The following is an 18,666-nucleotide window of genomic DNA, read 5'->3' on the forward strand; positions in this document are numbered from 1 at the left end:
GAAGGCTGGAAGCTATGAGAATTGGAATAGACGTGGGCGGCACCAACACGGATGCCGTGTTGATGGACGGCCGATCCGTGGTGGGGGCGGTCAAGGCTTCGACGACCGGCGACGTGAGCAGCGGCATCTTCGAAGCGGTGCGATCGCTGATCGACGCCACCGCGATCGACGTCGCGCAGATCCGGTCGGTGATGATCGGCACTACCCATTTCGTGAACGCCTTCGTCGAGCGGAAGAACCTGCGCCCGCCGATGATCCTGCGGATCGGCCTTCCCGCCGGACGGGGCGTGCCGCCGACCTCCGGCTGGCCGGCCGATCTGCGCGCGGCGATGCGTGCGCATGTCGTCCAGGTCGAGGGCGGCTTCCAGTTCAACGGCGCGCCGATCCTGCCGCTGGACGAGCGGGCGATTGCCGAGGCGGCACGCCAGGCCCGCGACGCGGGGCTGAGCGCGGTCGCGATCTCCTGCATCTTCAGCCATGTCGACGACAGCATGGAACACCGTGCCCGCGACATCTTCGCACAGGAAGCGCCGGACATCGCGGCGACGCTGTCGTCCGAGGTCGGACGCGTCGGCATGCTCGAGCGCGAGAATGCGGCGATCATCAACGCATCGCTGGTCGACATGGGGCAGAAGGTGATGATGGCCTTCCAGTCGGCGCTCGCCCAGCTGGACATTCATGTGCCGATCTTCGTGAGCCAGAATGACGGCACGCTGATGAGCGCCGAGAACGCCGCCCGCTTTCCCGTGTTCACCTTCGCGTCGGGCCCGACCAACAGCATGCGGGGCGCGGCCTATCTGTCCGGCAGGCGCGATGCGATCGTGGCCGATATCGGCGGCACGACCACCGATGCGGGCGTGCTCGTCAAAGGCTTTCCCCGCGAGGCGTCGCTGGCGGCGGACTTCGGCGGGGTCAGGACGAACTTCCGAATGCCGGACGTCGTCTCGGTCGGCCTGGGCGGCGGCAGCATCGTGCGGCGAACCGGCGGGGCCACGACCATCGGACCGGATTCGGTGGGGTATCGGCTGATGCGCGAGGCGATGGTGTTCGGCGGCGAGACGCTGACCACGACTGATATCGCCGTAGCGGCCGGCTATGCCGATGTCGGCGAACCCGGGCGGGTGCGGGGGCTCCCCGCGGAGGTCGTCAAGGAAGCGCTGGCCGCGATGCACGCCCAATTCAACGACGCGATCGACCGCATCAAGAGCGAAGCGGCGGACATTCCGCTCGTCCTGGTCGGCGGTGGCTCGATCCTCATCTCGGAGAAGATCCCCGGCACGACCGAGACGATCGTCCCGACCAACGCATCGGTCGCCAACGCGATCGGCGCTTCGATCGCGCAGGTGAGCGGCGAGATCGATCGCGTGTTCCTCTACGCCGATCACGGCCGCGAGGGTGCGCTGGCGGAGGCCCGCGCCGAAGCGACGCGCCGCGCGATCGAGGCCGGGGCAACGGCCGACACCGTCGAGGTGGTCGACGTCCTCGAACTCAACCTCACATCGATGCCCGGCGATGCCGTGCGCCTACGCGTGCGCGCCGTCGGCGATCTTGCCAGCACTCAGTCGCAGGGGGACCGCGCGTGCAACTGACCATCGAAGACATGAGCGATCTGGCACGGGGGGCGGCCTTCCTCGCCTGTGGCGGCGGCGGCGATCCTTATCTGGGCCAGCTGCTGTGCGAGCATGCGATCGAGACCTACGGCATGCCGAAGGTCATCGGTCTCGACGAGCTGCCCGATGACGCTGCCGTCTACGTGCTGGCGATGCACGGCGCCCCCACCGTGATCATCGAGAAGCTGTTTTCCGTCGAGGATTTCGACATCGCGCTGGCGCAGCTCGAGAAATATACCGGCCGGCCGGCGACGGTGGTGATGTCGGGGGAGGCCGGCGGCTTCAATGGCCTGCTGCCGATCGCCATCGCGGCGCGGCGCGGCCTGCCGGTGCTGGATGCCGATGGGGTCGGCCGGGCGGTGCCCGAGGCGCACATGACGACGTTCAACGCCAACGGCATCAGCCTGTCACCGATGGCGATGGCCAACGAACATGGTGAGAGCGTCATCATCAACGCCCGCAACGCCTATGCCGGCGAGCGCGTGGCGCGCGCGGTGACGATCGAGATGGGCCTGTTCACCGCGATGGCGCTCTATCCGATGACCGGGGAAGAGGCGCGGCGCGCGTCCGTGCCCGAGGTGCTGACGATCTCCCTCCGGATCGGCCGCGCAATCCGGGAGGGGCGGTCCAGGGGACGTCCGCTGGAGGCTCTGTTCGACACCCTCGGCACCATTCCAACTCATGCGCATCATAAGCTGCTGTTCGATGGAAAGATCGTCGACGTCGATCGCGAGACTTCCATGAAGGGGTTCACCTTCGCCCGCTACAAGCTCGCGCCTACCACCGGCGAAGGCGAGATGGTCGAGATCATGGTGCAGAACGAGAATCTGGTCGCGCGCCAGGGCGGCAGGATCCTGGGCATGGTTCCCGACCTTCTCGTCCTAGTCGATGCCGAGACGATCGAACCAATCACCACCGAGACCGTGCGTCATGGCCAGCGGGTCAAGCTGATCGGCGTCAGCGTCGGTCCGATGCTGCGCTCTCCGGTGGCGCTCGAATGGTTCGGCCCCAAGGCGTTTGGCCTTGAGACGGATTATATCCCGATCGAGGAGCTGATGCATGGTTGATCCCCGACGGCGGCTGTGGCCCGACCCCGCGATCGAGCGGGATTTCACCGGCTATGGGGAACGCCTGCCCGATCCCGAATGGCCGGGCGAAGCCTTCATCGCGGTGAACTTCAACCTCAATGTCGAGGGCGGGGGTGAGCTCTGCCCGCTATGGGGCGACGCCACGTCGGAGGGCGTCATGAACGACGTCGGCATGCCGGCCATGCCCGGTTTGCGCGTGCCCTACACCGAAAGCACCTTCGAATATGGCAGCCGGCGTGGCGCCTGGCGCCTGCTCGACATCTTCGACGAATATCGGGTGCCGATGAGCGTTCTCGCCGTGGCCCAGGCGTTCGAGCGCAACCCGGCGCTCGCCCGGGCCTGTGCGGCGCGGGGGCATGAGATCACCAGCCATGGCTATCGCTGGATCGACTACACCGCCGTGGGGCCGGACATCGAACGGGAGCATATCGCCCAGGCTGCGAAGAGCCTCGAGCAGAGCTCCGGACAGCGGCCGCTGGGCTGGCTGACCGGGCGACCGAGCATCAATACGCGGCGTCTCTCGCTCGATGTCGGCGGGTTCCTCTACGATCGCGACTGTCTGAACGACGAACTGCCTTATTGGGTGGGCGTCGGCGATCATACGCATCTGATCGTTCCCTATTCGCTCGAAACGAACGACAACGGCTTCGATTGCGCGCGTGGGTTCAACAAGGCCGACGACTTCTTCATCTACATGCGCGATGCGTTCGACGCGCTCTATCGCGAAGGCCAGCGCGGCTCGCCGCGGATCCTATCGATCGCGCTGCACGATCGGCTGATCGGGCGCCCCGGCCGCAGCGAGGGCCTGCGTCGCCTGCTCGACCATATGCGGGGTTTCGAACGGGTCTGGTTTTGCCGGGGCGTGGACATCGCCCGGCATTGGCGCGACAATTTTCCGGCTGCGCGGGGGTGATTGGGGCAGCCCCACCCCTTTGCCACCACTTCCTACCTATTGCCGTTGTTCAAGCCCGTGAAGGCTTCCCCCATGCTGAGGCATGGGAGATCCGCGAATGACCGACAAGATACTGCTCAAGGGCGCAAAGATTTTCGATGGCGTTGCCGACGAGGTCCGTCAGCAGGACGTGCTGGTCGTCGGCCAGCGGATCGCCGAGGTCGGCGCGATCGAGGCGGGCGATACCGCGATCCGGACGATCGACGTCTCGGGCATGCTGGTGATGCCGGGACTGATCGACGCGCACGTCCATATCTGCGGAGCGGAACTGCCGATCATCAACGCGACCAGCAGTCACTGGAGCTATCTGTCGGCTTTTGCCTTCCGGCTCATGGAGCGCCGGCTGATGGCCGGTTTCACCACGTTGCGAGACATGGGTGGTGCCAATGCCGGCATCGGACGGGCGCTGCGCGAAGGCCTGGTGACGGGACCCCGGCTTTTCTATTCGGGCAAGCTGCTGTCCCAGACCGGGGGGCATGGCGACGCTCGGCCGCGCGACTATGACATGGCATCGGTGCTCGGAAATTGCTGTTCGGGCAGCGACAAATTCGCATGGGTGGCCGATGGCGTCTCGCAGGTCCGCCGCGCGGTGCGCGAGGAACTGCGGCTCGGCGCAAGCCAGATCAAGATCATGGCGTCCGGCGGCATATTGTCGCCCGCCGATCCCTTGCACAGCCTGCAATTCTCCGAGTCCGAAATCCGCGCCGCGGTCGAGGAGGCGACGAACCACGGCACCTATGTGAGCGCGCATTGCCATCCCGCCGGCGCGATACGCCGTTGCGCCGAATATGGCGTGCGGGTGATCGAGCATGCCACGATGATGGACGAGGTCGCCGCCGAGGCGATGATCGCAAACGATTGCTACGCCGTCCCGACCCTGTCGCTCCTTGGTATCCTGAAGAAGGAGGGCAGGGACATGGGGCTCGATGCGGCGAATATGGAGAAGCTCGACATCGTCCTTGCCCATGCGCAGGACAGTCTCAAGCTGCTGCGCAAATCGGGCATCCCGATGGGGTTCGGTACCGATCTGTTCGGCAAGGCCCATGACCGCGAGGGCAGCGAGTTCACGCAGCGGCGCAAGGTCGACGCGCCGATCGACATCCTCCGATCGGCCACATCGATCAACGCGGAGATCCTGCAGCGGGGCGGCGAGCTGGGCCGGGTCGCTCCGGGCGCCCTGGCGGACCTGATCGCGGTGAAGGGCGACCCGCTTTCGGACATCGCCGTCCTCGAAGATCCCGACAATGTCGCGATGGTGATGATGGACGGGGCCTTGCGCAAGGACGAGCTGCGGCGGGCGGCATGACCGGCCGGATCGCTGGATCGCCGGAGCGCTGGCGCGGTGTCGTTGGCCACTCGTCCGGCTTTCCATCCCACTCTCGCGCGCGGTTGAGGCCGCGTCGGAGCGCCCGCTAGAAATCGACTGCGGAAATTAGAGGCTCCGAACGGAGAATGATTTAGATGAGAATCGGAATTGACGTCGGGGGAACGAATACCGACGCCGTATTGATGGATGGAAGCAAAGTAGTTTCCGCCTGCAAGTCGCCGACGTCGTCGGACGTGCGCGGCGGCATCATCCGGTCCTTGCGGACATTGCTAGACACTTCGAAGGTCGAGCGTTCGGCGATCGACTATGCCGTCATCGGGACCACGCATTTCACCAATGCGTTCGTCCAGGCACGCGATCTGAACCCGGTCGCGACGATCCGCCTGGGAGCGCCGGCAACGATGGCGCTGCCGCCCTTCTCGGGCTGGCCGGCGGCCATGCGCTCGGCCATCGAAGGCGTGACGGCGATCATCGGCGGCGGCAACCAGTTCGACGGCCGCGAAATCACGCCGCTGGACGAGAAGGCGCTCGTCGGCATCGCGCGCGAGATCAAGGCGAAGGGCCTGACGGCCGCGGCGATATGCTCGGTCTACTCGCCGACCAACGCCGCCTTCGAGCTCCGCGCCGCGGAGATATTGCAGAACGAGCTTCCCGAACTGGGAATCTCGCTGTCGCATCGTATCGGCCGTATCGGCCTGCTCGAGCGCGAGGCGGCGACGATCATGAATGCCTCGCTGCTGACTCTCGCCGATCATGTCGTCGATTCGTTCAAGCAGGCGTTCGTCGAGATGGATCTCGACGTGCCCTTCTACGTCAGCCAGAACGACGGCACGATCCTGAGCGCGGCGGCGGTGTCGAAGACGCCCGTGCTCACCTTCGCATCGGGGCCGACCAATTCGATGCGGGGTGCCGCGCTGCTGAGCGGGCTTTCGGATGCGATCGTGATCGACATCGGCGGCACGACATCGGACATCGGCGTGATTCATTCCGGCTATCCGCGGGAATCGAATATTCCGGTCGACATCGGCGGGGTGCGGACCAATTTCCGCATGCCCGACATGATGTCGATCGGCCTTGGTGGCGGAAGCCTCGTGTCGGTCGAGGGCGACATGGTTTCGGTCGGGCCGCGCTCGGTCGGCTACCGCCTGATCGAGGATGGACTGGTGTTCGGCGGCGCGACGCTGACGGCGACCGATATCGCGGTCGCGTCGGGCCTCGCCGATGTCGGCGACGTCTCGCTGGTTCGCCATCTCGACAAGACGATGCTGCAACGCGCCCGCAATGCGATCCGGCGCCTGTTGGAAGACGGGATCGACCGGATGAAGTCTTCCTCGCACGAGGTGCCGGTGGTGCTCGTCGGCGGCGGTGCGATCCTCGTGGAGGGCGACCTCCACGGGGCGGCCGACATCGTCAGGCTCGACCATGGCGGGGTCGCCAATGCGGTCGGCGCCGCGCTCGCCCAGGTGGGCGGCGAGGTCGACCAGATCTATGTCTACAGCCAGGTCGGGCGCGACAACGCCTTGCAGGGCGCGCGGGAACTGGCGCGGTCCAGGGCCATCGAGGCGGGCGCCGACGAGCGCACATTGGAGATCGTCGAAGTGGACGAAGTGCCTATCGATTATGTGCCGGGCCAGGCGGTCCGCGTCCGCGTCAAGGCGGCGGGCGACCTGGTGGCGGGAGGGGTTCAGTGAAGACGCTGCGACGGGAAGATATCGAGGATTTCGCTCTTGGCGGAGGTCTGTTCGGCTGCGGCGGGGGCGGGGATACCTACCTTGGCAAGCTGATGCTCGAAATCGAAATGGAGCGCTGCGGCGAGATCCCGCTGCTGTCCGTCGACGAGGTGCCCGACGATGCGATGGTGGTGCTGACCGCCGTCGTGGGGGCACCGAGCGTCTTTCTCGAAAAGGTGCCCAATGGCGGTGAGGATCGCCGCGTCATCGAGCAGGTCGAGAAGGAGTGCGGCAAGCCCGTCTTCGGGATCCTGATCGGCGAAGTGGGCGGGCTCAATTCGATCCTGCCGGCGGTCACCGCGGCGAGGCTCGGCCTGCCGCTGATCGATGCCGATCCGACGGGGCGTTGCGTCCCTTCGGTGCATGCGACGGCGTTCAACATCAACCATCTCGACATCTCGCCGATCGTCATCGCCGACGAGTTCATGAACACCGTGGTGATCCGCACCGACGATCATCTGAAGGGCGAACGCCTGACCCGTTCGATGATCGTCGAGATGGGCGGGAGCGCGATCTTCGCCTTCTGTCCTATCAGTGGAGCGCAGTTGCGCAAGATCGCGCTGCCCGGCGCGGTGACGCATCCGATCGCGGTCGGACGGGCCATCCGCGAGGCGCGCGCATCGGGCAAGAGTCCGTTCGAAGCGGTGGCCAGGCTGCTCACCGATACCCCGCTCTACGGCTGGGCCGATACGCTGATCGAGGGCAAGATCGTCGACGTGCACCGACGCAGCGATACGGGGTTCACCATCGGCCGCACGGTGATCCGGTCGCTTGGGGGCGGGCAGGACGAGCTCGAGCTCGAGTTCAAGAACGAGCATCTGGTCGCGCGGATCAACGGCGAGGTTCGCGGCACCGTGCCCGATCTCATCACCGTTCTGGACAGCGAGACCGGCGAGCATATCGGCACCGACCGCCTGCGCTACGGGCAGCGCGTGACGGTGATGGTGGCCCGCGCGCCGGCGATGTGGCGGACCGAACGGGGCCTTTCGCTTCTCGGACCGCGAGCATATGATATCGATTGCGATTATGTGCCCGTAGAGATGCTCAATGATCGATCGTCGAAGACCATCCGATCAGAAGAAGACCAGAGCGCCGAGTGCGAAGCATGACGGCTGGTCCGACGAGCTGCAGGCGGTGAGCATGGCCTTTCGGGCGAACATTCCCGAGGTAGCGCCCCGACCGCGTCTCATTGCGAGCATCGAACAAGCCTTGTCCACCGGCGACCTTCTGGTCGTCGGTGGTGCCGGTTTCGGCAAGCGCGCATTGTTGCGCACCTGGGCTGCGCAGGCTGGATCGCAGCCGCTTGTCTGGCTCTCGGACGACGCCGAGCTGCCGCCCCCCGAATACGCCGCCATCGTCATCGCGAGCGATCGGAACGGGGCGGTGCTCGATCGCCTCGGAGAGAGCGGCGAACGTGCCTGGAAGCTGATCGTCGTTGCGGGCCAGTGCCCGTCCCGGGACCTTTCGGTCGCCCAGCTCAACGGAACCCTGTCGATTCTCGATGCCGAGCAGTTGCGGATGAACGGCGACGAGGTGCTGGTCGCCCTGCCGGGCATCAGCCATGCTGCCGTCGCCCGCATATTGGAATTGACCGGCGGGTGGCCGATCGCGGTCCAGGCCATCGTGACCCGGCTGAACCGGGGCCAGGGCGGCACGGCGGAGATGGACAGCGTCTTTGCCGGGCTGTCCGCGGCTTTCCACGATTTCTGCGAAAACCATATCCTGGCCGGAGCGACCGCCGAGGAGCGCCGCCAGCTCGGCATATTGTCGGCGATGCTGGAACTGGACGGGCCGGTCACCGATCTTCTGGTCGGGAGCGGGCAGGGGAGCGGCGCGCTCGACGTCGGTCTGAAATTCGGGCTGATACGCCGCATGCCGGACCGCGCTGCGCGCTGGCAAATGTGCCACCCCGTCCTCGCGCGGCATCTGGGCGAGATCGAGCGGGAAAAGGGTTTCGGCGCCATCCGCGCGCGCCATAATGCGGCGGCGGATTACTTCTCGACGATCGGCGAACATGAAACGGCGATCGTCTACGCACGCTATGCCGAGAACTGGGCGCAGCTCGCACGATGGGTCGAGCATAGCGGCGGCTGGCGGTTGGCTGTCGACTGGCGCAATCGGCTGTCGAGCCGGGACTGGTTGCACAGTTGCGTCGAGGATCTCCCGGAAGAGTTCGTCGAAGCAAGCCCGGCCCTGCGCCTGGCGCGGGCGATGCTGCGATTTTGCTCCGGCGAAATCCGGCAGGCGATGCGCGACTATGACCTGCTCGTCAGCCAGCGCGAGAGCCTCGGCGCCGATCTTCAGCTCGAGATCGCCATCGTCGGGCAGTTGATGCGCATGCTCGAAGAGCGCCCGCCGTCGATCGAGAGCCGGCGGGAGATCGAGCAGTGCCTCGAGCAGATTCCGTCGAGTGACATCATGACGGTCGCGCTGATGGAGAATGCGCTGAGCATCGCGGCCGCGCAGCGCGGCGAAACCGATGATGCGCTGGAGTCGGGGGAACGCTCCCGCCGTCTTTACACCCGGCTGGGGTCCGAGGTGCCGATTGCGGTGGTGGGGCTCGTGCAGGGGCGCGCCTGTTCGGACGCAGGGATGCGCAATCTCGCAATCCAGTATTTTCGGGCATCGCTCGAGGCCGTTCAGCAGCGGCTTGGCTTCAACTCCGACCTGGCGCGCTGCTCCCGCGCGCTGATCGGGCAGGAGGCGTTCAAGGGGAACGACATCGCGACCGCGCAATCGTGCCTCGCCGATGCGCTTCCATGGGTCGAGGCGCAGGAGCCGGTGTTCCACGCGGCGACGTTCCTGACGTCGGCCAAGCTTGCGGTGCTCGACAAGGGGCTCGATGCCGGCGCCGACATCATCGACACCTGCATCCGCTTCGCGCAGCGACGGGGGCTCGGACGGCTCGAACGGCTCGCCCAGATCTGCTGGCTCGAACAGCTGTGCGGTGCCGACGAAGCCAAGGCGGCAGGCCGCCTGGCCGAACAGGTCAGCCTCCAGCAGCTCACGCAGAACCGCGATGATCGGCTGCTGGCGCTCGCGGCGACGATGATGCTGGCAGAGATCGAGATCGGCAGCGACGAGCCGGCAGCCGCCCTGGCCCGCCTGACTGCATTCCGGCAGTCCGATCTATGGCTCGAGAACACGGCGTCGCGCAGCCAGTGGCATGTTCTGTCGAGCCTGGCGTTCGCACGGCAGAATGCGATGGAGGCTGCGATCCAGGCGGTTGGAGAGGCGATCCAATACGCCATGCCCGAAGGCCTCACCCGACTGTTCATCGCTCGCGGCCGGGACATCTATCCGATCCTGCGCGATCGCCAGCGGACCCAGCAACGCAAGGGACGGTTCGCCAATCATGCCGAGGACGAGTTCGTCACCGATATCCTGATGTCGATCCGGCGGGAGCGGCGAATGCACCGCCTCGCCGTCGAAGGCGTGTCGTTGACCGCCAAGGAAGAAGAGATCGCCGATCTTCTGATCAAGGGGCTGTCGAACAAGGAAATCGCACGGCTGCTCGATGCCAGCGACAACACGGTGAAGTGGCATCTGAAGAATCTCTTCAGGCTGTTCCACGTCACCAGCCGCTCCGAGCTGGTGACGTCCTACCTGATCAATCTCCAGAAGCGCACCGAGCATAATGTCAGCGTGTCGATGACCAGTTTCCGCATACAGTGAGCGGCGGCGGCGCTCGGCGGTCAGACCGCGCGCGCCCACCAGCCCGTGAACCACAGGCTGCGAAAAAATGGTGAGATGACCTCGAACCCCGCATCGTGGAGCAATGTGCGGTTCCTGGCGGGATCGACCACGCGCTTCTCGATGGGGGAGCGCATGGCCCGGGCAAAATCGGCCGGCCTCGTCGCGACATCCTCGGGCAGGCCCAATATCGCGCCCCTCTGGCGAAAGACGGGTGCGATATTGTCGGCTTCCAGATCGCTTTCGATGCTCACATCGACGTGGATGTAGGGAGCCCCGGCAGGAAGCCGGGCCCGGATCGCGCTCAGATAGGCGGCTTTCGCGCCGTCGTCCGGCAGGAAATGCATGACGAGGACGGAGGTCGCGGCCGCGAACTGACGGTCGGCCGGGACGTCGTCGACATACCCCTTGATCAACGAGACGCGGTCCGCGCTTCCGGCCGGAAGGTGGTCGCGCGCCAGGTCGAGCATCGCCTGGGAGGGATCGACGCCGGTCAGGCTGAACGCGCCCGGGGATGCCAGCAAGGTTTCGAGTTCGCGCCCGCCGCCGGCGCCGACCACAAGGATCTCCGCATGGTCCGGCAGGCTGTGCCGGAGGATCGCATCGATATTCTCGTAGAGCGCTGCGATGCCGGGGACGATGTTCTGGAACGTCCGGTAGTCGGCGACCGGAACGGGTGGGGTCTTGTCGAAATCCATGCTGCCGATCCGATCAAACCGCCGCGATGACCGCGACTTCGACTTTCCATTCGGGTCGGGCGAGGCGCGATTCCAGGCAGACCCGGGCCGGCGTGCGCCCCTGGACGACCCAGGCGTCCCACACGTCGTTGAACGTCGCGAAGTCGTCCATATCGGCGAGATAGACGCTTGCCATGATGATGCGGTCGCGTCCGGAGCCCGCCTCGGCGAGCAGCTTGTCGACCTTTTCCAGAACCAGGCGGGCCTGAAGCGCGACGTCGGGCGCGCAATCGGGTTCCGGCAGCTGGCCGGCGACATAGGCGGTGTTGCCGGCGATGACGATGTGGCTGAGCCGGGGGCCGCTATTCTTGTAGATCAGGTTCATGACATGGTCTCCTTCGCCCAAGCCATGCTGTCCGAGCGGGTGTCGCGGCAAGGATGATCGCGGGTGGAAACATGACCAAAGCGAAGGGGGCACGGTGCCGATCGCGCCAGGCCGGGGCCCGAAGGCCCGGCCGTTACAAATGACCGGGCGGCCGTGGCTTCCGGCCACCCTTATCCTCATCGGAGCCACCCGAATGGACCGGGATTTTCGGCCAGCGTTCGAAGCATAGTCGGCGATAGGAGCCATTGGTGCCGAAAGGGGAATGATGAGGTCCACACAGCGCGTATTGAGCCTCGCCTTCGCCAACAGCGTCGGTTTTTCGGCGACCACGGCGATGGCGTTGTGGATCACGACCATCGACCGGTTTCTGTCCGTGCCGGTCTGGTGGGGCAGCGTCGTCGGTTCGGCGCAACTCGGTGCTGCTGCCGTCGTCAATCTGGCCGCGCCCTATCTGTTCCGTCGCATGGCTTGCGAGGATCTGGCGAAGGTCGCGGCCGGCGCCGCGGCGCTGTGCGGAGTGGTCATGGCCAGCAGCACGAACAGCTGGATCTTCGCTGCCGCCGCCATCGGTCTGGGCATGGCGTTGGGCTTGTTGCTGAGCGGTTCCAACGCGCTGCTGGCGCGCTCGCATAGCGTGCAGAGCAACTATGCGACGGCGCAGATGTGCGAGGTCGTCTTCTCGTCGACCTTCTATGTGGTGGCCGGAAGCCTTCTCGCGATGTTCGGCCTCCGGTCTGTGTTCGGCCTGCTGGCCGTCATGGCGCTCGCGGTGGCGCTGCTCATGCACAGGCTTTCGATCGGGACGAAGAGCCCGCGGGACGCGCCGGACGCAACGCATGGCGGGCCGAACTGGCGCGTCCCGGTTGCCATGCTCGCCTTCGTCACCTTCTTCATCGGGCAGGGCGCCTTCTATCAGCATCAGATGGCGATCGGCGGACAGCTCGGGATCGGGGCGATCGACATGAGCCGGCTGATGGCCATCGCGACGGTAGGTGGCATCATGGGCGCCGTGACGAGCAAGTTCGTCGGGGTGCGCTATGGCGTGGTCGCGCCGTTGATCCTCACCACCTGCAGCCTCGCGACGATCCTGGTCTTCGCCGTCCGGACCGACAGCCCGATCCTGTTCGCCCTGTGCGCGATCCTGGTGCAGGCGCTGACCATGGGCACGGTCCCCTATGTCTTCGCGATATTGGCCGGGCTCGATCCGACCGGTCGACTACCTTCGCGCGGGCCGGCGCTGCTCCTGATCGGGGTGGCCGGCGGGCCGCTGCTCGCCGAAAGCTTCATCCGCATCGGCGGCTATCCGTTGGTCGGCATCGTGGCGTCGGTGCTCGTCCTGCTGGCGGGATGCCTTTTCGTGCTCGGGACGTGGCGGCAGCCGTCCCCCGCGACGATCGGCGACATGGAAATGGTCGTTCCGCCGGCTTGATCCGGCCGGAGCGATACCGCGCCCGCGCGCCATCCGGGCCGCGCTTTTTCCCCTAGCGACAGGACGAGAAGACCCATGTCCGAAGATCTGATCATCATAGGCGGCGGCATCGCCGGGCTGAGTGCCGCGCTGCTGTGCGGCAGGGCGCGGCGAAAGGTGGCCGTGATCGATGCCGGCCGACCGCGGAACCGGTTCGCCGACCATTCGCACGGCGTCTTCGGATGGGACGGCGCGGGTCCTGCGGACATGACGGCCCGGCAGCGCGACCAAGCGCTCGGCTATCCGTCGGTGCGGATCGTCCAGGGCGAGGTGTCGGCGGTCGAGCGGAGCGGAAAGGGGTTCAGGGTCCTCACCACCGGCGGCGACGTCCTTCAGTCCCGCCGCCTGCTTCTCGCGGCTGGTGTCAGCGACATGCTGCCCGATATCGAAGGCATGGAAGGCCGATGGGGCAAGACCGTGCTGCACTGCCCCTATTGCCACGGCTATGCGTTCGCCGATCGTCCGACGGGCGTTCTCGCGACCACCCCCATGGCGGTGCATCAGGCGCTGGTCGTGGCGGATTGGGGGCCGGTGACCCTCTTCACCAGCGGGCTGATCGAGTTGGACGAGACGCAGCGGGCGCGGCTTGGTGCCCGCAAGGTCCTGGTCGAGACGGGCCCGGTGCGGCGGCTGGTCGGTGGCGATGGCGCGCTGGAGGGCGTCGAACTGGACGACGGTCGTCGGATAGCGGTGGACGTTCTCTACACGGTCCCGCGGATTAGCCTGGGTCTGGACTGGCTCGATGGTCTCGGCGTCGTGGTCGACGAGGGGCCTTTGGGGCCGATCGTCCGGACCGACGAGCGCCGCGCGACCACGGCCGGTGGGATCTATGCGGCAGGCGACTGTGCCCGCCAGCCCCATAATGCCAGCTTCGCCAGCGCGGATGGCGTCGCGGCCGCGATGGCCATCCACATGTCGCTCATCGAGGAGGAGATCGCACGGGCCTTGTGAGACGGCCCGCCACGGCCGATCGGGGATCGGCCGTGGACGACGGGTTCCGCCGCGAGCGGCTTAGAGAAAATCGCGCAGCGGCGCGATCGGGACCATGAAATCCGGATAGGCTTCGGGGGCCGCGCTGGGGCGCTGCAGGAAGCGGTTGAAGATCGCTTCGAGCTTGGTGAGCTCCTTCGGAAGCCGCAGCTTGTACAGATCGCGCATGAACTGTTCGGACGCGAAGAAGGTGACGTCGGCGATATTCGGCGTCTCACCACCGAGATAATCGCCGCCACCGGCCATCCCCTCCAGGCTGGCCAACACGCGCGCATATTCGAAGTGCATCGCCTTGGCGACTTCGTCGCTGGGCTTGCGCCGCTGCACGAAGAGCGGGCTGCCATAATAGGTGCAGATGCCGGCGAAGTTATAGGCTTCGTTGACGAGCGCCAGCTGGTCGTGGGTGCGCGCCTGATCGGCGGGCGTCCCGCCGATCATGTCGGGCGACGGATGAAGCTGCTCGAGATACAGCAGGATGGTCGAGGACTGGCAGATGACGCGGCCATCATCTGTCTCCAGGGCCGGAATGGTGCCCGTCGGGTTCCGCGCCAGATAGTCCGGCTTGCGATTGTCGCCGGCGACGACGTCGAGTTCGACCATCTCGATCCCGGAAATTCCCTTTTCCTTGAGATAGACGTGGATGCGCCGGGGATAGATGCCCCAGGGGAATTGATAGAGTTTCATGTTCGTCTCCAATCGTGGTTCGGGGAAGGGGGGAGCGCGCGGGTGCCGTCCCGCATCGGCTTGCCGAAGCGCGCGACGAGCGCCTCTCCGGCCTGCTGGGCCTCGCGCCAGAGGGCATCTTCGTCGACGGTGACGCACCGGCCGTTCTCGACCACGATCCGGCCATCGACGAGGACGGTGTGGACGCCCCGCCCGTCGGCGGACCAGATCAGCTGATTGACGACGTCGAGGAGCGGGCGCCATTCGGGCCGGTCGGTATCGTGCAGGACCAGGTCGGCGTATTTGCCGACCTCGATCGACCCGATCTCATCGTCGAGCCGCAAGGCTCTGGCGCCGCCCAGCGTCGCCATTTCGAACACCTGCGCGGCTGGGAAGATGGACGGATCGCGCCTCGCGTCCTTGAACAGACCCGCGACGGCATGCGCGGCACGCATCAGATCGGCGTGGTTGGCCGAATTGGCCGCGTCGGTGCCGATGGTCACATTGATCCGCCGATCGGCCATCTCGGGAAAGCGGCCGATCTGGGTGACGCCATAACCACAGCGCATCGCCGAGGTGGGGCAGTGGCTCACATGCGCACCGCTCTGCGCGAGGATGTCGATTTCGGAATCGCTCGCATGGACGAGGTGGGTGACGACGGGCCGCTGATCCATGACCCCGATGTCGGCGAGCCGTTCGAGCGGTCGCCGGCCATAGCGGCGATCGAAATCGCGAATGTCGATCGCATCCGGCGACATGTGGAAGGCGAAGCCGGCGGCATGCTCCATCGCGAGGGCGGTCGCGGCTCTCCAGAGATGTTCGGTGCCCGTGGTGTGTCCGACGAGGATCGCCCAAGCGGCAATGAGGCCACCGTCTCGATCGGGATAGCGTTCCAGCTGATCCTGAAGACGGGCGATCGCCTGATCAGTCGTCTGCCGATAGGGCGCGGGTTCGTCGGGAACGTCCCAGATCCAGCCGCCGACCCGTCCGCGAATGCCGGTCTCCAGCAGCGCGTCGACGGTTTCGTCGAGAAACTGGCTCGAGCCCGCCTCGAGGAAGCAGGTCGTGCCGCTGCGCAGCATCTCCACCGCTGTCAGGCGGGCTGCCAGCCGATCGTCCCCCGGGCGTCGCGCGGCGAGCAGGGGCCCTAGCCATTCGAACACATGCTCCTCGAAGCCGAGGTGGTCGGGAATGAAGCTCTTGAACAGCGTTTCGCCCGTGACGTGGATGTGCGTGTTGACCATGCCCGGCGCGAGTACGAAGCGCTGACCACCGATTTCCCGAGCGCCGGGAAAGCGGCGGCGCAGGTCGTCCGGCGCTCCGATCGCGCATATCCGCCGTCCCCTGACCGCGACGGCCTGATCGAGCAGGATATCGCGCGCGGGATTCATCGTGACGATGTGCCAGGCGCGGATGATGAGATCGGCTGTCTCTTGCATCATGCGAGCTTATCGGTGGCCGTCAGGCGGGGGGGAAGCGACCCACTCCAAAAGCCGGCCCGGCCCCCCGTCGCCGTGCCCGCCGCCATATTGGCCGTCAGGGGGTCGGATGGCGGAAGATGCCTGTCTCGACGTTGCGTCGATACCAGGCCTGCAATTTCGGGCAGTTGTCGGGGATCGGTTCGATGCCGATGTCGCAGGCATACCAGATGCAGGCCGCCACGATCAGATCGGGGAGATAGGCTTTTGGCCCCAACAGGAAGCTGTCGCCCGTGGCGTAGCGTTCGACGATGCCCATCTTCTTGCCATAGGTTTCGAGCAGGGCATCCGGTGCCGGCGATCCCGCATGCCACATCGGGCCGTCATAACCGGGCAAATCGCCGATATGACTGGCTGCCAGCATGAGGTGGCCTTCGTCGATGATCTGGCACAGCGAGCGGACCACGCCGCGCGCGACCGGGGTTTCTCCGCACAGGGAGAGTTCGGCGAAGCGACGATCCAGCGCCTCGCCCACGCTCAGGAAGGAGAAGGTCGGTTCCAGCTCGTCCCGATAGGCGATGAACGCGGACACCAGAAAGCGCTCCGCCACGACGGGATGATCGAGTTCGTCATAGCGGCCCAGCCTGACCTTGAGGTTGGGCGCCACCCGGAACAGCGCCTTCACCAGATAGGCGTATGGCGCCCAGTCTTCCACATAGATGGTCGGTGTCATATCCGCTCTTTCACCATGCCATTGCTCATTCGGTGGATGTAGCCGGGCTCCAGCCGGTACGGCTCCAGCGGGTAGATCGCGCCGAAGCGCTCGTACCAGGCCGTGAGGTTGAGGAGGTGCGGCGGAAAGAAGCGGTCGTAGACCGGCCGGATATATTCCAGCATCGTATAGAGCATGATGTCCGCGATGGTCGGGACGTCGGAGGTCAGGAAGGCGTGCTGCCCCATGACCAGGCTGATCTGCTCGCACCGGCTCCAATCCAGCCTGTCCGTCACCAGCGATGCTTCCGGCGCCCGGACCTTCTGATAATAAGTGAGGTAGGGCGTGGTCGTGGCCAGCGATATCTTGCGATAGGCCATCACGTCGTTGATCAGTTGCGCCTGGGTTTCCAGCCGCCTGCGTTCACCCTCGTCGCGTCCGCCCATCGGCGGATCCGGGAACATCTCCTCGAGATAATCCATGATGGCGGACGATTGGGTGATCGACACGCCGCCGTCGGTCACCAGCACGGGCAGGCTTCCCGCAGGCGTCAGGGCCAGAAATTCCGGACTCGTCATTGCCTCCCGATCAAAGATGTCACGCTCTTCGATCTCGATGCCGCCGATGCCCTTCATTTTGAGGTAGCACAGGATGCGACGCGGGAAGGGGCCTTCGGGAAAGATATACAGCTTCATGCACGGGGCTCTCTTCGGACCGGCATGCCGCGGTTGCGGCTGCTGCCATGGTCCTAAGCGGAGCGCGGACGCGCGGGCACAGGCTTTACGAGTGGGTTGTCCTGAGATTCAGGTGGCGGCCACCGCGGCACGGACGGGCGGCGTGGAGAAATCCCCTCCCAATTAGCGGCCCTACCACACCATAATCCGATGGCGGCCGATCCGTAGCCGCCTAGCTTCAACGACAAGGATGGGAGCCAGCATCGGCCATGGGCGCGGGCCTGCACGGGGTGGCGCCTGGCATGTCGGCTTTTCGAAGAAGGAGACGGACGTCGTGGCAATCGCGTTTCAACCCATTCAGGACGGTTTCGCGGCGCGGGTGACCGGCGTGGCGCTGGCGAGCGAACTCGATCGGGAGACCGTTGCGGCGATCAACGACGGCATGGACCGCTATGCGGTGCTGGTGTTCAATCGACAGCCGCTGGAGCAGGCCGAGCAGATCGCCTTCGCCTGCCGCTTCGGCGCGCTCGACCTCGGCCTCCGCAAGGCAGTGATCCATTCGAAGGACCGGACCTACGCGGCCACCCGCCTCGATTACGAGGCGCTGATGGACATCTCGAACGTCGACAATGACGGTGCGCTGTCCGGCCCGGAAAGCCGCCGCATGCTTTCGAATCTCGCTAACCAGCTGTGGCACAGCGACAGCTCGTTCCAGCAGGATCGGGTCAGCTATTCGATGTTGTCGGCGGTGATCTGCCCGGCATCGGGCGGCGACACCGAATTCGCCGACATGCGCATGGCGTATGACGCGCTCGACGACGCGACGAAGGCCTATCTCGAGCCCCTGGAGGCGGAGCATTTCGCCTTTCATTCGCGCGAACTTCTCGGCGCCTTTCCGACCGAGGAGGAACGCGACAGCATTCCTCCCGCGGTCTGGCCGATCGTGAGCAGACTGAGGAACGGCCGGCGTTCGCTCTTCATAGGAGCGCATGCGCGCAAGGTGCTGGGAATACCCACGGCTCAGGGACGCATGCTCCTCATGGACCTGCTCGAACATGCCACGCAGCGATCGTTCGTCTATCGACATCAATGGGCGCCCGGCGACCTGGTGATCTGGGACAATCGGACCACGCTGCATCGGGGTAGGCCCTACGACACGTCGCAGCGCAGGGAATTGCGACGGACCACCATCCTGGAGGACGCCGCCTGATGGCATCCGGCGCACCCCGCACGGGCGTCCGTCGCGCCTGGGATGGGCGCGAACGAATCGTCATCGGAC

General features: G+C 65.8%; 16 protein-coding genes. 10 read left to right on the top strand and 6 right to left on the bottom strand.

The features are described from left to right. Positions 1 to 14 precede the first annotated feature (14 nt). The 7 genes from ASE22_RS14280 (at position 15) to ASE22_RS14310 (ending at position 10,382) form a co-directional block, all read left to right on the top strand. Entirely contained in the window at positions 15 to 1,589 is a 1,575-nt protein-coding gene (locus ASE22_RS14280) for a hydantoinase/oxoprolinase N-terminal domain-containing protein (RefSeq protein ID WP_056360582.1), read from the top strand. Beyond that, the gene (locus ASE22_RS14285; protein WP_200933177.1) at positions 1,580 to 2,677 is read left to right on the top strand and encodes a DUF917 domain-containing protein; all 1,098 of its coding nucleotides are present in this window, start codon (positions 1,580 to 1,582) and stop codon (positions 2,675 to 2,677) included. Before ASE22_RS14280 ends, ASE22_RS14285 begins: the two co-directional genes overlap by 10 nt. Continuing rightward, complete coding sequence (locus ASE22_RS14290; RefSeq protein ID WP_056360585.1) at positions 2,670 to 3,611, top strand: polysaccharide deacetylase family protein; 942 nt, start codon at positions 2,670 to 2,672, stop codon at positions 3,609 to 3,611. The genes ASE22_RS14285 and ASE22_RS14290 overlap by 8 nt, the downstream gene beginning before the upstream one ends. A 97-nt stretch (positions 3,612 to 3,708) precedes the next feature. Beyond that, entirely contained in the window at positions 3,709 to 4,956 is a 1,248-nt protein-coding gene (locus tag ASE22_RS14295) for a metal-dependent hydrolase family protein (protein WP_056360588.1), read from the top strand. 155 nt (positions 4,957 to 5,111) lie between these two features. After that, the gene (locus tag ASE22_RS14300; protein WP_056360591.1) at positions 5,112 to 6,668 is read left to right on the top strand and encodes a hydantoinase/oxoprolinase N-terminal domain-containing protein; all 1,557 of its coding nucleotides are present in this window, start codon (positions 5,112 to 5,114) and stop codon (positions 6,666 to 6,668) included. Further along, positions 6,665 to 7,816 (top strand): DUF917 domain-containing protein, encoded by a 1,152-nt coding sequence (locus ASE22_RS14305; RefSeq protein WP_056360595.1) that lies wholly within the window; start codon positions 6,665 to 6,667, stop codon positions 7,814 to 7,816. Before ASE22_RS14300 ends, ASE22_RS14305 begins: the two co-directional genes overlap by 4 nt. A 100-nt stretch (positions 7,817 to 7,916) precedes the next feature. Beyond that, positions 7,917 to 10,382, top strand: coding sequence for a LuxR C-terminal-related transcriptional regulator (locus ASE22_RS14310; protein ID WP_056360598.1), 2,466 nt, complete (start codon positions 7,917 to 7,919; stop codon positions 10,380 to 10,382). Positions 10,383 to 10,402: 20 nt separating this feature from the next. On the opposite strand, the gene ASE22_RS14315 is transcribed toward ASE22_RS14310, so the two are convergent. Both ASE22_RS14315 and ASE22_RS14320 read right to left on the bottom strand, forming a co-directional pair. Further along, complete coding sequence (locus tag ASE22_RS14315) at positions 10,403 to 11,098, bottom strand: class I SAM-dependent methyltransferase (RefSeq protein WP_056360600.1); 696 nt, start codon at positions 11,096 to 11,098, stop codon at positions 10,403 to 10,405. Positions 11,099 to 11,111: 13 nt separating this feature from the next. Continuing rightward, on the bottom strand, positions 11,112 to 11,462 hold the full coding sequence (locus tag ASE22_RS14320; RefSeq protein WP_056361283.1) for a RidA family protein: 351 nt from the start codon (positions 11,460 to 11,462) through the stop codon (positions 11,112 to 11,114). A gap of 262 nt (positions 11,463 to 11,724) precedes the next feature. Here ASE22_RS14320 and ASE22_RS14325 point away from each other — a divergent pair, with 262 nt between their 5' ends. Beyond that, entirely contained in the window at positions 11,725 to 12,891 is a 1,167-nt protein-coding gene (locus ASE22_RS14325; protein ID WP_156397226.1) for a hypothetical protein, read from the top strand. 75 nt (positions 12,892 to 12,966) lie between these two features. Continuing rightward, on the top strand, positions 12,967 to 13,881 hold the full coding sequence (locus ASE22_RS14330; RefSeq protein WP_056360606.1) for an NAD(P)/FAD-dependent oxidoreductase: 915 nt from the start codon (positions 12,967 to 12,969) through the stop codon (positions 13,879 to 13,881). Positions 13,882 to 13,941: 60 nt separating this feature from the next. Here ASE22_RS14330 and ASE22_RS14335 read toward each other — a convergent pair whose 3' ends face one another. From ASE22_RS14335 to ASE22_RS14350, 4 genes are all read right to left on the bottom strand, one after another. After that, entirely contained in the window at positions 13,942 to 14,604 is a 663-nt protein-coding gene (locus tag ASE22_RS14335; RefSeq protein ID WP_056360609.1) for a glutathione S-transferase family protein, read from the bottom strand. Further along, a complete protein-coding gene (locus tag ASE22_RS14340; protein ID WP_200933180.1) occupies positions 14,601 to 16,025 on the bottom strand; it encodes an amidohydrolase family protein in 1,425 nt (474 codons plus the stop codon). Before ASE22_RS14340 ends, ASE22_RS14335 begins: the two co-directional genes overlap by 4 nt. A 94-nt stretch (positions 16,026 to 16,119) precedes the next feature. Beyond that, positions 16,120 to 16,734 carry a hypothetical protein gene (locus tag ASE22_RS14345; RefSeq protein ID WP_056360611.1) on the bottom strand — a complete coding sequence of 205 codons (615 nt, stop codon included), beginning with the start codon at positions 16,732 to 16,734 and terminating at the stop codon, positions 16,120 to 16,122. After that, positions 16,731 to 17,408: a glutathione S-transferase family protein gene (locus tag ASE22_RS14350; protein WP_056360614.1), complete on the bottom strand. Its 678-nt coding sequence runs from the start codon at positions 17,406 to 17,408 to the stop codon at positions 16,731 to 16,733. The genes ASE22_RS14345 and ASE22_RS14350 overlap by 4 nt, the downstream gene beginning before the upstream one ends. A 313-nt stretch (positions 17,409 to 17,721) precedes the next feature. Here ASE22_RS14350 and ASE22_RS14355 point away from each other — a divergent pair, with 313 nt between their 5' ends. After that, on the top strand, positions 17,722 to 18,597 hold the full coding sequence (locus tag ASE22_RS14355; RefSeq protein WP_056361288.1) for a TauD/TfdA dioxygenase family protein: 876 nt from the start codon (positions 17,722 to 17,724) through the stop codon (positions 18,595 to 18,597). The last annotated feature ends 69 nt before the right edge of the window (positions 18,598 to 18,666 follow it).

The organism is Sphingomonas sp. Root720 (assembly GCF_001428605.1).
In the GTDB taxonomy this organism is placed as follows: Bacteria; Pseudomonadota; Alphaproteobacteria; order Sphingomonadales; family Sphingomonadaceae; genus Rhizorhabdus.

Bases quoted from the DNA above. Each gene is read 5' to 3' on its own strand.
- ASE22_RS14280 (WP_056360582.1), top strand. From the start codon at position 15: ATGAGAATTGGAATAGACGTGGGCGGCACCAACACGGATGCCGTGTTG.
- ASE22_RS14290 (WP_056360585.1), top strand. From the start codon at position 2,670: ATGGTTGATCCCCGACGGCGGCTGTGGCCCGACCCCGCGATCGAGCGG.
- ASE22_RS14295 (WP_056360588.1), top strand. From the start codon at position 3,709: ATGACCGACAAGATACTGCTCAAGGGCGCAAAGATTTTCGATGGCGTT.
- ASE22_RS14300 (WP_056360591.1), top strand. From the start codon at position 5,112: ATGAGAATCGGAATTGACGTCGGGGGAACGAATACCGACGCCGTATTG.
- ASE22_RS14315 (WP_056360600.1), bottom strand. From the start codon at position 11,098: ATGGATTTCGACAAGACCCCACCCGTTCCGGTCGCCGACTACCGGACG.
- ASE22_RS14320 (WP_056361283.1), bottom strand. From the start codon at position 11,462: ATGAACCTGATCTACAAGAATAGCGGCCCCCGGCTCAGCCACATCGTC.
- ASE22_RS14325 (WP_156397226.1), top strand. From the start codon at position 11,725: ATGATGAGGTCCACACAGCGCGTATTGAGCCTCGCCTTCGCCAACAGC.
- ASE22_RS14330 (WP_056360606.1), top strand. From the start codon at position 12,967: ATGTCCGAAGATCTGATCATCATAGGCGGCGGCATCGCCGGGCTGAGT.
- ASE22_RS14335 (WP_056360609.1), bottom strand. From the start codon at position 14,604: ATGAAACTCTATCAATTCCCCTGGGGCATCTATCCCCGGCGCATCCAC.
- ASE22_RS14340 (WP_200933180.1), bottom strand. From the start codon at position 16,025: ATGATGCAAGAGACAGCCGATCTCATCATCCGCGCCTGGCACATCGTC.
- ASE22_RS14345 (WP_056360611.1), bottom strand. From the start codon at position 16,734: ATGACACCGACCATCTATGTGGAAGACTGGGCGCCATACGCCTATCTG.
- ASE22_RS14350 (WP_056360614.1), bottom strand. From the start codon at position 17,408: ATGAAGCTGTATATCTTTCCCGAAGGCCCCTTCCCGCGTCGCATCCTG.